Consider the following 13,489-nt stretch of genomic DNA (forward strand, 5'->3'; position numbering starts at 1 on the left):
GGCTCCGCCCCCGCACCCCCGTTCGCGCGGAACAACGCGCTCGGCCTCAAACGCCGGCCGGGCTGGAGGGTGTGCGGCTCGGGGGAGTGGCGCGGCGCGACGGGGGAGAGCGTGCGGCCCGGCGGGGGGAGTGTGCGGCCCGGCGGGGGAGAGCCTGCGGTTCGGGGGAGTGTGCGGCCCGGCGGGGGGAGTGTGCGGCCCGGCCGGGGGAGTGTGCGGTCCGGCGGGGGGAGAGCCTGCGGTTCGGCGGGGGGAGAGCCTGCGGTTCGGGGGAGTGTGCGGTTTGGCGGGGGAGAGTGTGCGGCTCCGCAGGAGTGTGCGGCGCGGCGGGGAGGAGTCCGCGGCTCAGGTTGGTCTGCCGCTGCCGCGCCGCACAACCCATCAGCCCGGCGATGGGGTCTCCCCTGCTCGAGCGAAGCCGGGAGCTTGGGGAAGTTCGAGGGCGTCGGCCGCAGGCCGGTACTGCGGCGGAGCCGCACAGCCCCCGCAGGGGTTCGGGAAGGGGCGGGGTGGGGGAAAACCCATGGCCTCACCACCCGCACGCGGCGGACCATGGCGCATGGACCCGACACCGAAACCCGTCGCCCCGCCCGCCACCGGCTTACGCCGTGACTGGGGCGAACTGCCGGCGGACACCCGCGCCGCGACCGAGGCGCTGCTCGGGGCCGAGGTCGTCACGGCGACGACGCAGAACGGCGGGTTCTCGCCGGGGATCGCCGTGCGGGTGAGACTCGCGGACGGCCGGCGCGCGTTCGTGAAGGCGATCGGTCGGGACCCGAACCCGCACAGCCCGCACCTGCACCTCGCGGAGGCCCGCAACGCCGCCGCGCTCCCCGGCAGCGCCCCCGCCCCGCGGCTGCTCGGCTGGTTCGACGACGGCGCGTGGGTGGTGCTCGCGTTCGAGGACGTGGACGGGCGGATGCCGGAAGTGCCGTGGCGCGAGGGCGAGTTGCGCAGGCTGCTCGACGCGCTCACCGACCTGGCGGCGGATCTCACCCCCGCCCCGTTCCCGGCCGCCCGCGTGGAGGAGCGCGCCGGGCCGATGTTCGAGGGGTGGCGGCGCCTGCTGGAGGCGGGCGGGGACGACCGCCTGGACCCCTGGGCCGCGCGCCACCTGCCCGCGCTGGCGGAACTCGCCGCCGCCTGGCCGGCGCACCTCCACGGCGAGACCCTCGCGCACGGTGACATCCGCGCCGACAACGTGCTGCTCACCCCCGACCGGGTCGTGTTCGTCGACTGGCCGCACGCGATGCGCACCACCCCGTGGTTCGACCTCCTCGTCGCGCTGCCCTGCATCGCCGCGCAGGGCGGCCCGGACCCGGAGGAGACGTTCACGACCCACCCGCTGGGCCGCGCCGCCGACCCCGCCGCGGTGACGTGCGTCCTCGCCGCGCTGACCGGCTACTTCGTCTGCTCCGGCCTCCAGCCGGACCCGCCGGGCCTGCCCACCCTGCGCCCCTTCCAGCGCGCCCAGGGCGCGGCCGCGCTGGCGTGGCTCAGGCGGCGGAGCGGGCCCCTGCTGCGCTGACCAGCGCGGACATCACACGCAGGTCGTCGGCCATCTCGGGGTGCCACTGGACGCCGAGGACCCAGTGCGGGCCGGGGAGTTCGAGCGCCTCGACGGTGCCGTCGGGGGCGTGGGCGCCGGGGAGGAGACCGCGACCGAGGCGGTCGACGGCCTGGTGGTGGTAGGTGGGGACGTCGACGGGGTCCGGTGCGACGGACTCGTAGAGGGTGCCGGGGACGGGCTTGACGAGGTGGCCGCCGAAGACGCCGAGCGACGCGGTGTGCCCGTCGAGGTGCTGGACGAGGGTGCCGCCGAGGGCGACGTTGAGGAGCTGCATCCCGCGGCAGACGCCGAGCAGCGGGGTGCCCGACTCCAGCGCGGCGTGGATGAGGGCGAGTTCCCAGGCGTCCCGCTCGGGCGCCGGCGGCCCGCAGCGCGGGTCGCGCTCGGCGCCGTAGCGCGCGGGGTCGACGTCGGGGCCGCCGGCTACGACGACCGCGTCGACCCCGGCGACGGCGGCCGCCGCGTGCGCCGGGTCGTCCGGCGGGAGCAGCGCGGCGACCCCGCCGGCCCGCTGCACCAGCCGGGGGTACGCGGCCGGCAGCAGGACGGCGGGCATCTCCCACACCCCCCAGCGGCTCGGCTCCAGGTAGGTCGAGACACCGACCAGCGGTCGGCGGGCGGTGGACGGCACGTGCTCCTCCGAACAGGGTCGACGACGGCCGGTCGTCACTCCCGGGTGAGCTCCGCCTCCGCCTCGGCCAGCGCGGCGAACTCCTCCTCGGGCGCGTGTCCGACCAGGTGGTGTCGACTGTAGAGGGCGAAGTAGGCGAGTGCGACGCCGTAGACGACCAGCGCGATGAACGCCGCCTCCTGGTCCACCAGGAACGTCGCCACCAGCGCGGAGAGGGCCAGGACGAACGCCGTCGACGAGGTGAGCACCCCGCCGGGCGTCCGGTAGGGCCGCTCCAGGCCGGGCTCGCGGCGGCGCAGCACGATGTGCGAGAGGGCCATCAGCGCGTAGGAGATGGTCGCCCCGAACACCGCGATGTTCAGCATCCGGGCCCCGTCGCCGGTGGACGCGGCGAGGCCGAAACCGATCGCGCCCGGGATCAGCAGGCCGAGGTAGGGGGACTTGCGGCTGTTCGTCAGCGACAGGACCCGGGGCAGGTACCCGGCGCGGGAGAGCGCGAAGAGCTGCCGTGAGCCGGCGTAGATGAGCGAGAAGAACGAGGCGACCAGGCCCGCGAGGCCCGCGTAGTTGACGAACCGGCTCAGGGCCGTCGGCTCGCCGTCGCCCTCCAGGGCCACCACCAGCGGGTTCCCCGCGTCGGTCAGCGCCGCCGAGCCGCTCGCCCCGGTCGCGGCGAGGAACGTCAGCACCGCGAGCAGCACGAGGATCCCCATCGCCAGGGACATCGCGCGCGGCATCACCCGTACCGGGTCCTTCGCCTCCTCCGCGGCGAGCGGGACGCCCTCCACGCCGAGGAAGAACCACATGCCGAACGGGAACGCCGCCCAGATGCCGAGCAGCCCGTACGGCAGCCAGGAGTTCGCACCGAAGGCGTCCGGGTCGGCGGGGATGTCGTTCAGCCCGCCGCCGTCGAACTCGGTGCACGCGCCCACCGCGAAGATCAGCAGCGCGGCGACCGCGATCGCGGTGACCACCAGGCTGAACCGCAGCGCCTCGCCGACGCCCCACAGGTGGATCCCGACGAAGACCACGAAGCAGGCGAGGTAGACGGGCCAACCGGACTCCAGGCCGAAGAGGTTGAGCGACTCGACGTAGTCGCCGATGAAGATGGAGATCGCGGCCGGCGCCAGGATGTACTCGATGAGGATCGCCGTCCCGGTCAGGAAGCCGCCCCAGGTGCCGAGCGCCCGACGGGCGAAGCCGTAGCCGCCGCCCGCCGTGGGCAGGATCGCCGACAGCTCCGCCAGCGCGAAGACCAGGCAGGCGTACATCACGCCCATCAGCAGGGTGGCGACGGCGAGCCCGCCGAACCCGCCCTCGCCGAGTCCCACGTTCCACCCGGAGAAGTCCCCGGAGACGACGTACGCCACGCCGAGGCCGGTGAGCAGCAGCCAGCCCGCGCTGCCGCGGCGCAGCGCCCGCCGGCTCAGGTACGCGTCCGGCTGCCGCTCCGCGCCGCCCGGCGCGGGGGCCTCCGTTCCGGATGCGGTGTCGTCGGCCATCACGGGTCTCCTCACGGCTGGGGGCAGGCAACGGCGGCCGGGACCACTCGTCCGGCGGAAGGGCACCGACCTTCCTCCCTCGGAGGGGCACTGCACAACCCCCGTGCGTTACACCGGGGTTACCGCTGCTCACAGCGGACAGGGAAGCGGGTGAACCGCCCGTGAGGCGGCTTCCCAAAGCCGACGGACGGGCCGTACGTTGGGCCGGGTCCGGTGGACGAGAGGACTGATCCTGTGACCGACCGCATTCCGCCGCTCGCCCTCGACGAGCTGCGCGCGCTGGTGGCCGACGGCGAGATCGACACCGTCGTCCTGGCCTTCCCCGACCTGCAGGGACGTCTGCAGGGCAAGCGCTTCGCCGCCGACTTCTTCCTCGCCGACGTCCTGGAGCACGGCGCCGAGGGCTGCGACTACCTGCTGGCCGTCGACGTCGAGATGAACACCGTGGAGGGCTACGCCTCGTCCTCCTGGGACTCCGGCTACGGCGACTTCGCGATGCGCCCCGACCTCGCCACCCTGCGCCGGGTGCCCTGGGACACCGCGACCGTCCTGCTCATGGCCGACCTGCACACCTCCGGAGGCGAGCCCGTCGCGCCCGCGCCCCGGCAGATCCTGCGCCGCCAGCTGGAGCGGCTCGCGGAGCTCGGCCTGAGCGCGCACGCCGGCACCGAGCTGGAGTTCATCGTCTTCCGCGACACCTACGAGGAGGCCTGGGACCGCGGCTACAAGGGGCTCACGCCGGTCAACCAGTACAACGTCGACTACTCGATCCTCGGCACCGGCCGCGTCGAGCCGCTGCTGCGCCGCATCCGCAACGAGATGGCCGCCGCGGGCCTGACGGTGGAGTCGGCCAAGGGCGAGTGCAACCCCGGCCAGCACGAGATCGCGTTCAAGTACGACGAGGCGCTCGTCACCTGCGACCAGCACGCGATCTACAAGACCGGTGCGAAGGAGATCGCCTCCCAGGAGGGGTACGCGCTCACCTTCATGGCCAAGTACGACGAGCGCGAGGGCAACTCCTGCCACATCCACCTCTCGCTCAGGGACGCCGACGACCGCAGCGTGATGGCCGACGGCGACGACCCGCACACCATGTCCGCGACCATGCGGCACTTCCTGGCCGGGCAGCTCGCCGCCCTGCGCGACTTCTCGCTGCTCTACGCGCCCAACATCAACTCCTACAAGCGCTTCCAGCCCGGCTCGTTCGCCCCCACCGCCGTCGCCTGGGGCCACGACAACCGCACCTGCTCGCTGCGGGTCGTCGGCCACGGCCCCTCGATGCGGTTCGAGAACCGGCTGCCGGGCGGGGACGTCAACCCCTACCTGGCGGTCTCCGGTCTGATCGCCGCCGGGCTGCACGGCATCGAGCACAAGCTGGAGCTGCCCGAGCCCTGCACCGGCAACGCCTACACTGCCGACTACGCGCACGTGCCCACCACCCTGCGCGAGGCCGCCGAGCTGTGGCAGGACAGCGCGATCGCGCGGGCCGCGTTCGGCGACGAGGTGGTCGCCCACTACGCCAACATGGCCAGGGTCGAGCTCGCGGCCTTCGACGCCGCGGTCACCGACTGGGAACTCCGCCGCACCTTCGAACGCATGTGACGGACCGTGCGGCGGGTCGAGCACGACCGTGAGGAGATACGTGACCCACGAGCACCACATCATCGACCCCGCAACCGAGGAGGTCGTCGCCGTCGTCCCGGCCGCCACCCCCGCCGAGGTGGACGCCGCGGTCACCCGGGCGGCCGCCGCACAGCGCGGGTGGGCGGCGGCCGCGCCCGCCGACCGGGCCCGGCTGCTGAGGCGGTTCGCCGCCGTCGTCGACGAGCACGTCGAGGAGCTGGCCCGGCTCGAGGTGCGGCAGGCCGGGCACACCCTCGGCAACGCCCGCTGGGAGGCGGGCAACGTCCGCGACCTGCTCGACTACGCGGCCGGCGGGGTGGAGCGGCTGACGGGACGGCAGATCCCCGTCGCGGGCGGTCTCGACGTCACCCTCCTCGAACCGCTCGGCGTCGTCGGGGTGATCGCGCCGTGGAACTTCCCGATGCCGATCGCCGCCTGGGGCGTGGCGCCGGCGCTCGCCGCCGGGAACGCCGTCATACTCAAGCCGGCCGAGACGACCCCGCTCACCGCCCTCGAACTGGCCCGGCTGGGGCGGGAGGCGGGCCTGCCCGAGCACCTGTTCCAGGTCCTCCCCGGGGCCGGCGACGTCACCGGCAACGCGCTCGTCGAGCACCCGGGCGTCGCGAAGATCGTGTTCACCGGCTCCACCCGGGTGGGCCGGCAGATCATGGCCCGGTGCGCCGACCAGGTGAAGCGGGTGACGCTCGAACTCGGCGGGAAGAGCCCCAACCTGGTCTTCGCCGACGCCGACCTCGAAGCCGCCGCGCTGGCCGCCCCGATGGCGTTCCTCGACAACTCCGGCCAGGACTGCTGCGCCCGCACCCGCATCCTGGTCCAGGCTTCCGTCCACGACCGGTTCCTCGCCCTGCTCGCCCCCGCGATCGAGTCGGTCGTCGTCGGCGACCCCTGGGACGAGAAGACGGCCATGGGCCCGCTCATCTCCCGCGTCCAGCTCGACCGGGTGCGCTCCTACGTCGATCCCGGCGCGGCGGCCATCCGCGGCAGCGCGCCGGAGGGGCGCGGCTTCTGGTTCCCGCCCACCGTCCTCACCGACACCGCGCCCGACGCGCCGGTCGCCGTCGAGGAGGTCTTCGGGCCGGTGGCCGTGGTGCTGCCGTTCGACGACGAGGACGACGCCGTCCGGCTCGCGAACGCCACCCCCTACGGGCTCTCCGGGTCGATCTGGACCCGGGACGTGGGCCGCGCCTTGCGCGTCTCGCAGGGCGTCCGCGCGGGCAACCTGTCGGTCAACTCCCATTCCAGCGTGCGCTACGCGACGCCGTTCGGCGGCTACGGGCGGTCCGGCCTCGGCCGGGAGCTCGGCCCGGACGCGCTGGCCGCGTTCACCGAGACCAAGAACGTCTTCATCAGCACGACCCGCACGGACCCGGAGGCCTGAACCATGACGGACCTTGACCCCGACCCCCAGGACACCTTCGTCTGCCGCCGCCTCGTCGGCCGCACCGCCGTGATCACCGGCGCCGGCAGCGGCATCGGGCTCGCCGCCGCCCGCCGGCTCGCGTCCGAGGGCGCGGCCGTCGTCTGCGGCGACATCGACGAGAGTGCCGGCAAGGCCGCCGCCGAGGCCGTCGGCGGCACCTTCGTCCGGGTCGACGTCACCGACGCCGAGCAGGTCGACGCGCTCTTCGCGGCCGCGCAGGAGACGTACGGGAGCGTGGACATCGCGTTCAACAACGCGGGGATCTCACCCCCCGAGGACGACTCGATCCTCACCACCGGCCTGGAGGCGTGGAAGAAGGTCCAGGACGTCAACCTGACCTCCGTCTACCTGTGCTGCAAGGCCGCCCTGCCGTACATGCGCGCCCAGGGCCGCGGCTCGATCATCAACACCGCGTCCTTCGTGGCCCGGATGGGCGCGGCGACCTCGCAGATCTCCTACACCGCCTCCAAGGGCGGGGTGCTCGCCATGTCCCGCGAACTCGGCGTGCAGTTCGCCCGCGAGGGCATCCGGGTCAACGCGCTCTGCCCGGGCCCCGTCGACACGCCGCTGCTCCAGGAGCTGTTCGCCGCCGACCCGGCCCGGGCCGCGCGCCGGATCGTCCATATCCCGCTCGGCCGCTTCGCCCGCCCCGAGGAGATCGCCGCCGCGGTCGCCTTCCTCGCCAGCGACGACTCCTCGTTCGTCAACGCCACCGACTTCCTCGTCGACGGCGGCATCTCGGGCGCGTACGTGACCCCGGTGTGACGGGCCGGGGGGCGGTCCGGAAGGGCCGCCCCCTACAGGAACGTGCGGCCCTCGCCGCGGTACGTCGGCACGGTCTCCACCACCTCGTCGCCGACCACCAGGTGCAGCGCGTCGAACCGTTCGCACAGCTCGCCGGCCTTGGCGTGCCGGAACCACACCGTGTCGCCGATCAGCAGGTCGTCGGCGACCGCCCCGAGCAGCGGCGTCTGCACCTCGCCCGCCCCCTCCCGCGGGTCGAACCGCAGCCCCTCCGGCAGGTACGGCACGGGCGACCGGTCAGCGCCGGCCACCCCGGAGGCGGGGTAGCCGCCGCCGAGGACCGTCACCACCCCGACCCCGGGGCGCCGGACCACCGGCAGCGCGAACAGCGCCGCGGGGCGGGCGGTGAACGACCGGTAGTGGTCGAACAGCCGGGGCACGTACAGGCCCGAACCGGCGGCGATCTCCGTCACCGCGTCCTCGGCCGCCGTGTGCTGCACGCTCCCCGTGCCGCCGCCGTTCACGAACTCCAGGTCCGGGGCGACCGCCCGGACCGCGCGGACCACCGCCGCGCGGCGCTCCGCCAGCTCCCTGCGGGCCGCCGCCTGCATCAGCCGCACCGCCCGGGACCGCAGCGGCCGCCCGGCCACCGCGTCGCCGACGCCCGCCACATGGCCCTCGTACGCCATCACGCCGACCAGTCGGAAGCCCGGCCGGCGCGCCACCGACCGGGCCAGAGAGGCCAGTTCGGCGGGGGAGTGCACCGGGGAGCGCTTGGGGCCCACCGCGATCCGCCCGCCGAGCAGCCGCAGCGAGGTGTCCAGCTCCAGGCAGACCCGCACCTCCTCACGTCCGCCGTCGCGCGCCGCGTCGATCAGGTCCAACTGGGCGGGGTCGTCGACCATGACGGTCACCGCGCTCGCGAGCTTCGGGTCGGAGGTCAACTCCGCGTACCCCGCCCGGTCCGCCGACGGGTAGGCGAGCAGCACGTCGTCGTAGCCCTCGCGGGCCAGCCACAGGGACTCCGCCAGGGTGAACGACATGATCCCGGCGAAGCCCTCGCGCGCGAGCACCCGGTCCAGGAGCGCCCGGCAGCGCACCGACTTCGACGCCACGCGGACCGGCTTGCCGCCCGCCCGGCGCACCAGGTCGGCCGCGTTCGCGTCGAACGCCTCCAGGTCGACGATCGCCAGCGGGGCGTCGAGGTGGGCGGTGGCCCGGTCGTAGCGGAGCCGGTCGGTGGCGCGGGGAGTCATGGCGGCAGCCTGCCAGACCCCGCTACCCGGCGGTAGCCCGGCGGCGGGGGAGGATCCGGGCAGATCACCCGAGGGTGTGCACGCGCCCGCGCGCCGGGGGCCCGGCCCCGTAAAGTGACGTGCGGCCGAGGACGACAAGGGGGGCGGATGAGCACCGAATCGCGGCGCACCGGCGTCCCGCCCCGCCCTCCCGTGCCCCCGCGCCCGCCCGTACCGCCCGCCGGCGGCCCGTCCGCCGCCCCGCCGTCCCCGGCCCCCACGGCCTTCCCGCCGCCCGCCCCGCAGCGCCCGGACTCCGCCCCGCGCGGCGGCCGCCCGCTGCCCGAGGAGACGACCGTCCGCCTGCGACCGGTCCCGGGCGGCCCGCTCCACGCCGACGGCCCGCCCGCACCGCACCGCCCCCCGCCCCCGCCCCCCTACGCCGACGTGCCCGCCCGCCGGCTGCGTCCCGCCGGAGCGCACCCGCGCGCGTTCGCCGCGGCGGTGTGCGTGATCCTCGGACTCGGGTGCGTCGTCGGTGCGCTGACCGGCAGTTGGCTCCGCGCGGACACCGCGGACACGCGACCCGCCTCCTCCTTCGCCGCCGCGGCCGACCTGTGGCACAGCGTCCCCGTCGACACCCTCTTCCCGCCGACCGTCGAGGGCGAGCGCGCGGGCCCCGGCGGCGCCGACCGCCGCTGGGACCGGGTCGCCGTCGCCCCCGACTCCGGCTGCGCCGACGCCTTCGACCCGCTGCTCGCCGACGCGCTCGCCCCGGCCGGCTGCGCCCGCCTCCTGCGCGCCACCTACGCCGACGCCACGAGCAGCCACGTCATCACCGTCGGCCTGCTCTTCACCACCGCCGACGAGCGGGCCACCGCCGCCCTGCGCCGGCGCTTCGAGACCGGCGGCCTCGACCGCCGGACCGACCTCATACCACGCCCGTACGCGGTCGTCGGCACCCCGGCCGCGGGCTTCGGCGTGCAGCAGCGCGCCAGTTGGTCGATCCGGGTCCTCAGGGACGTCCCGGTCGTCGTCTACGCGGTCTCCGGCTTCGCCGACGGCCGCACCGTCGCCGCCCCGCAGCCGGCCGCCCTCGCCGTGGACGAGGACGCCACCACCGCGCCCGCCCAGTCCGGGCTCGGGCACGACGCCCGCGGCCTCGCCGACCGCATCGAGCGCGGCCTGCGCACGGCGGCCGTCCGGCAGGAAGAGCCGCGCCGATGAGGACCGTCCGCCGCCACCGCCGCCCGCTCGCCCTGCTCGCCGCGCTCGGCCTCGTCCTGCTGCCGACCGAGGTGCTGCGGCCCGCCGAGGCCCACGCCGACCCCATCCGCGACCGGCAGTGGTCGCACCAGGCGCTGCGCACCGCGGACGCCTGGCGGACCACCGAGGGCGAGGGGGTCACCGTCGCCGTCCTGGACACCGGCGTCGACGACCGGCACCCCGACCTCGCCGGGCAGGTCCTGCCGGGCAAGGACCTCGTCGGCTTCGGCGCGGACCGCGGCGACCGCCCCTGGGCCCGGCACGGCACCGGGATGGCCGCCATCATCGCCGGCCGCGGGCACGGCCCGGACCGCGGACAGGGGGTCCTCGGCGTGGCCCCCGAGGCGAAGATCCTGCCGGTGCGGGTGATCCTCGAGGACAGCGACCCGGCCCGCAAGCGGGCCCGCACCCTGCGCGGCAACGCCCTCGCCCAGGGCATCCGCTGGGCCGTCGACCACGGCGCCGACGTCATCAACCTCTCGCTCGGCGACGACAGCGCCTCCGCCCACCCCGAGCGCGGCGAGGACGCCGCCGTCCAGTACGCGCTCTCCAAGGGCGTCTCCGTCGTCGCCTCCGCCGGCAACGGCGGGGAGAAGGGCGACCGCGTCTCCTACCCGGCCGCCTACCCCGGCGTGATCGCGGTCACCGCCGTCGACGAGTTCGGCGCCCGCGCCTCGTTCTCCACCCGCCGCTGGTACGCCACCGTGAGCGGCCCCGGCGTCGACGTCGTCCTCGCCGACCCCGACACCTCCTACTACGAGGGCTGGGGCACCAGCGCCGCCGCCGCGTTCGTTTCGGGGTCGGTCGCACTCGTCCGCGCCGCGCACCCGGAGCTCACCCCGGTCCAGGTGCGGGACCTGATCACCGAGACGGCCCGGGACGCCCCCGACGGCGGGCGCGACGACGCGCTCGGCCACGGCATCGTCGACCCGGCCGCCGCGATCGAGCGGGCCTCCGCCCCGCAGCCGGCCGCCGGCGCTCCCGCCCCGAGCCCCCCGCGGTACTTCGGCGACGGCCCCCGCGTCGTCCGCCCCGAGCCGGAGCGGCACTGGTTCGCCCCGGCGGCCGGCGCGCTGGGCGCCGTCCTCGTCCTCGTCGGCGCCGGCCTCTGGTTCGGCCGCGCCCGCCCCCGCGGCCACTGACCTCAACCGCGGCCCGCCGCCGCCCGCACCGCCTCCTCCACCGCGGCGATCCCGGCCGCGAGCGAGGCGTGCCCGTCGCTGAGCACGGCGACCAGCAGCGTCCGGCCGTCCGGCGCGCGCACCCGGCCGACGCTGTTGACGACCCACAGGCCCGTCCCCGTGCGCGGCAGCCAGCCGTTCTTCAGCGCCGCCGGACCCGCCGCCGAGACCCCCCAGTCCTGCCCCGCGACCACCCCCGCCATCAGCTCCCGCAGGTACGCGGACCCGGCCGGACCGAGGGGCGACGGATCGCCGAACACCGCCTGCAGCAAGCGCAGTTGATCCGCAGCCGTCGTCCGCGTCAGGCCCCACCGGCCGCGCTCGTCCGCGCGCGTCGCCGTCAGGCCGAGCCGTGCGCTCGACGCGTCGAGGCCCGCCGCCCCGCCGATCGCCCGCCACAGCTCCGTCGCCGCGTCGTTGTCGCTGCACCGGATCATCGCCGCGGCCCGCTCCCGCACCCCCGCGTCGAGCCGGCCGTCCTCCCGGAGCAGTAGCGCCGCCAGGATCTGCGCCTTGACCACGCTCGCCGTGACGTACGGCCGGTCCGCGCCGCACCCGGCGTCGTACCGCACCCGTGCGCCCGTCGCCGTGTCGAGCAGCGCGAGCGAGAGCCGCACCCCCTCGGCGACCACCACCTGGGACAAACCCCTCACCTCCTGCGACTAGGCTCGCCTTCCGTGTCCTCCAAGAACATCCCCGACCCCGGCTTCTCCGACGACGACGGCTCCGCCGACCCCGCGCTGACCGCCGCGCTCGACGCCTGGTCCGCCGACCGCACGGACCGCGCCGCCCGCTCCCGCGTCCTCGCAGCCCTGCGGGGCGCCCGGCTGCTCGTCCCCGTCGTCGCCGTCCTCGGCGAGGTGGAGGAGGGCCCCGACGGACTCCGGCGCGAGAAGACCAGCGACATGGCCGTGCCCACCCTGCGGGCCGCCGGCCGCAGCGCGCTGCCCGCCTTCACCTCCACCGCCGCCCTCGCCCGCTGGGACGCCGCCGCCCGGCCCGTCGCCGTCCCCCTCCACCAGGCCCTGAAGGCCGCGGCCCACGAGAAGGCCGACTGCCTCGTCCTCGACGTCGCCGGACCCATCCCCTACGAGGTGCCCCGGGCCGCGATGCTCGCCCTCGCCGAGGGCCGGACGGTCGTCGACCCGCTCGCCGACCCGGCCGTGGTCGCCGCCGTACGGGCCGTGCTGGCCGCCGAGCCCGCCGTCGTGCGGGCGCACCTGGGCCCGGGACGGGGCGACGGCACGCTCGCCCTGGTGCTCGACGCGGATGCTCCGGCGGCGGAGACCGCCCAGCGGGTCGCCCGCGCGCTGGCCTCCGACCACGGGCTGCGCGCCCGCCTCGACCAGGGCATCGACCTGGCGCTGCTGCCCGCTGGGGCCCCCGCGCCGAACGCCCCCCTCTACGTGCGCTGACCAGGGGCGGGGTGCGCGCGGCCCGGTCCGAGAGGCGGGGGGACCGGACCCGACAGAGAATTGCGAGGAAAACGGATCATTCCGTACATCTTCGCGAGGAGACTGTTCATGGAGACCCGCCCCGTGATCTCAGAGTTCCTGGGCACCCTGCTGCTGGTGTTCTTCGCCGTGGGCTCGGCCGTACTCGCGGGCGAGTACATCGGCACCCTCGGAATCGCCCTGGCCTTCGGTCTCGTACTGCTGGCCCTGGCCTACGCGCTCGGGCCGATATCCGGCTGCCACCTCAACCCCGCCGTCACCCTCGGCATGTTCGTGGCCAAGCGCATCGACCAGCGCACCGCCGTCGCGTACTGGATCGCGCAGGTGCTCGGCGGCATCGTCGGCTCCGCCCTGCTCTTCCTGCTCGCCAAGCAGGTGCCCGGTCTCAAGACCAGCGGCGCCTTCGGCTCCAACGGCTACGGCGACCGCTCGGCCGTCGGCATCAACATCTTCGGCGCGCTCCTCGCCGAGATCGTGCTGACCTTCCTGCTGGTCTACATCGTGCTCGCGGTCACCCACAAGGTCGCCGTGCTCGGCTTCGACGGTCTGCCCATCGGCCTCGTGCTCGCCGTCATCCACCTGGTCGGCATCCCGCTGACGGGCACCTCCGTCAACCCGGCCCGGTCCATCGGCCCGGCGCTGTTCGCCGGCGGCGCCGCCCTGTCCCAGCTGTGGCTGTTCATCGTCGCCCCGCTGGTCGGCGGTGTGCTCGCGGCGCTGGCCATCCAGTTCACGCACCCCCGCGACGCGGTTCGCGTGCCGGCGGACGAGGTGGCCGTCTGACGCGGGCGATCCGCCCCCGGAACGCCGGAGAGCCGGGTGGGACGCACGACGTGTGCGTC

General features: G+C 75.5%; 12 protein-coding genes. 8 read left to right on the top strand and 4 right to left on the bottom strand.

All coding sequences use genetic code 11. The features are described from left to right. Positions 1–559: 559 nt before the first annotated feature. Entirely contained in the window at positions 560–1,528 is a 969-nt protein-coding gene (locus ACFWEG_RS24575; protein WP_387219030.1) for an aminoglycoside phosphotransferase family protein, read from the top strand. Here the strand turns inward: ACFWEG_RS24575 and ACFWEG_RS24580 are convergent. Beyond that, positions 1,497–2,201: a gamma-glutamyl-gamma-aminobutyrate hydrolase family protein gene (locus ACFWEG_RS24580; RefSeq protein ID WP_387219033.1), complete on the bottom strand. Its 705-nt coding sequence runs from the start codon at positions 2,199–2,201 to the stop codon at positions 1,497–1,499. The two genes, ACFWEG_RS24575 and ACFWEG_RS24580, sit on opposite strands and share 32 nt — an antisense overlap. A 35-nt stretch (positions 2,202–2,236) precedes the next feature. After that, on the bottom strand, positions 2,237–3,703 hold the full coding sequence (gene eat / locus ACFWEG_RS24585; protein WP_387219036.1) for an ethanolamine permease: 1,467 nt from the start codon (positions 3,701–3,703) through the stop codon (positions 2,237–2,239). 234 nt (positions 3,704–3,937) lie between these two features. Between eat and ACFWEG_RS24590 the strand changes: the two genes are divergently transcribed. From ACFWEG_RS24590 to ACFWEG_RS24600, 3 genes are read left to right on the top strand one after another with little or no spacing between them, the layout of a single operon-like run. Further along, a complete protein-coding gene (locus ACFWEG_RS24590; RefSeq protein WP_387219038.1) occupies positions 3,938–5,305 on the top strand; it encodes a glutamine synthetase family protein in 1,368 nt (455 codons plus the stop codon). A gap of 40 nt (positions 5,306–5,345) precedes the next feature. After that, a complete protein-coding gene (locus ACFWEG_RS24595) occupies positions 5,346–6,725 on the top strand; it encodes an aldehyde dehydrogenase family protein (protein ID WP_387219040.1) in 1,380 nt (459 codons plus the stop codon). Between the two features lie 3 nt (positions 6,726–6,728). Then, positions 6,729–7,532, top strand: coding sequence for a 3-oxoacyl-ACP reductase (locus ACFWEG_RS24600; RefSeq protein WP_387219042.1), 804 nt, complete (start codon positions 6,729–6,731; stop codon positions 7,530–7,532). 32 nt (positions 7,533–7,564) lie between these two features. Here the strand turns inward: ACFWEG_RS24600 and ACFWEG_RS24605 are convergent, their stop codons facing one another. Beyond that, positions 7,565–8,767, bottom strand: a complete 1,203-nt coding sequence (locus ACFWEG_RS24605; protein WP_387219044.1) for an amino acid deaminase/aldolase — start codon at positions 8,765–8,767, stop codon at positions 7,565–7,567. Between the two features lie 147 nt (positions 8,768–8,914). On the opposite strand from ACFWEG_RS24605, the gene ACFWEG_RS24610 reads away from it, so the two are divergent. Together ACFWEG_RS24610 and mycP are read left to right on the top strand one after the other, a co-directional pair. Beyond that, complete coding sequence (locus tag ACFWEG_RS24610; protein WP_387219046.1) at positions 8,915–9,973, top strand: hypothetical protein; 1,059 nt, start codon at positions 8,915–8,917, stop codon at positions 9,971–9,973. Beyond that, entirely contained in the window at positions 9,970–11,154 is a 1,185-nt protein-coding gene (mycP, locus tag ACFWEG_RS24615; protein WP_387219048.1) for a type VII secretion-associated serine protease mycosin, read from the top strand. The genes ACFWEG_RS24610 and mycP overlap by 4 nt, the downstream gene beginning before the upstream one ends. A gap of 2 nt (positions 11,155–11,156) precedes the next feature. Here mycP and ACFWEG_RS24620 read toward each other — a convergent pair whose 3' ends face one another. Further along, positions 11,157–11,828: a serine hydrolase gene (locus ACFWEG_RS24620; protein ID WP_387219056.1), complete on the bottom strand. Its 672-nt coding sequence runs from the start codon at positions 11,826–11,828 to the stop codon at positions 11,157–11,159. A 42-nt stretch (positions 11,829–11,870) separates the two neighbouring features. On the opposite strand from ACFWEG_RS24620, the gene ACFWEG_RS24625 reads away from it, so the two are divergent. Next, complete coding sequence (locus ACFWEG_RS24625; protein ID WP_387219050.1) at positions 11,871–12,608, top strand: SseB family protein; 738 nt, start codon at positions 11,871–11,873, stop codon at positions 12,606–12,608. 108 nt (positions 12,609–12,716) lie between these two features. After that, a complete protein-coding gene (locus ACFWEG_RS24630; RefSeq protein WP_387219053.1) occupies positions 12,717–13,430 on the top strand; it encodes an MIP family channel protein in 714 nt (237 codons plus the stop codon). Positions 13,431–13,489: the final 59 nt, after the last annotated feature.

Origin of the sequence: Streptomyces sp. NPDC060194 (genome assembly GCF_042728285.1) — a bacterium.
Taxonomy (GTDB): domain Bacteria; phylum Actinomycetota; class Actinomycetes; order Streptomycetales; family Streptomycetaceae; genus Streptomyces.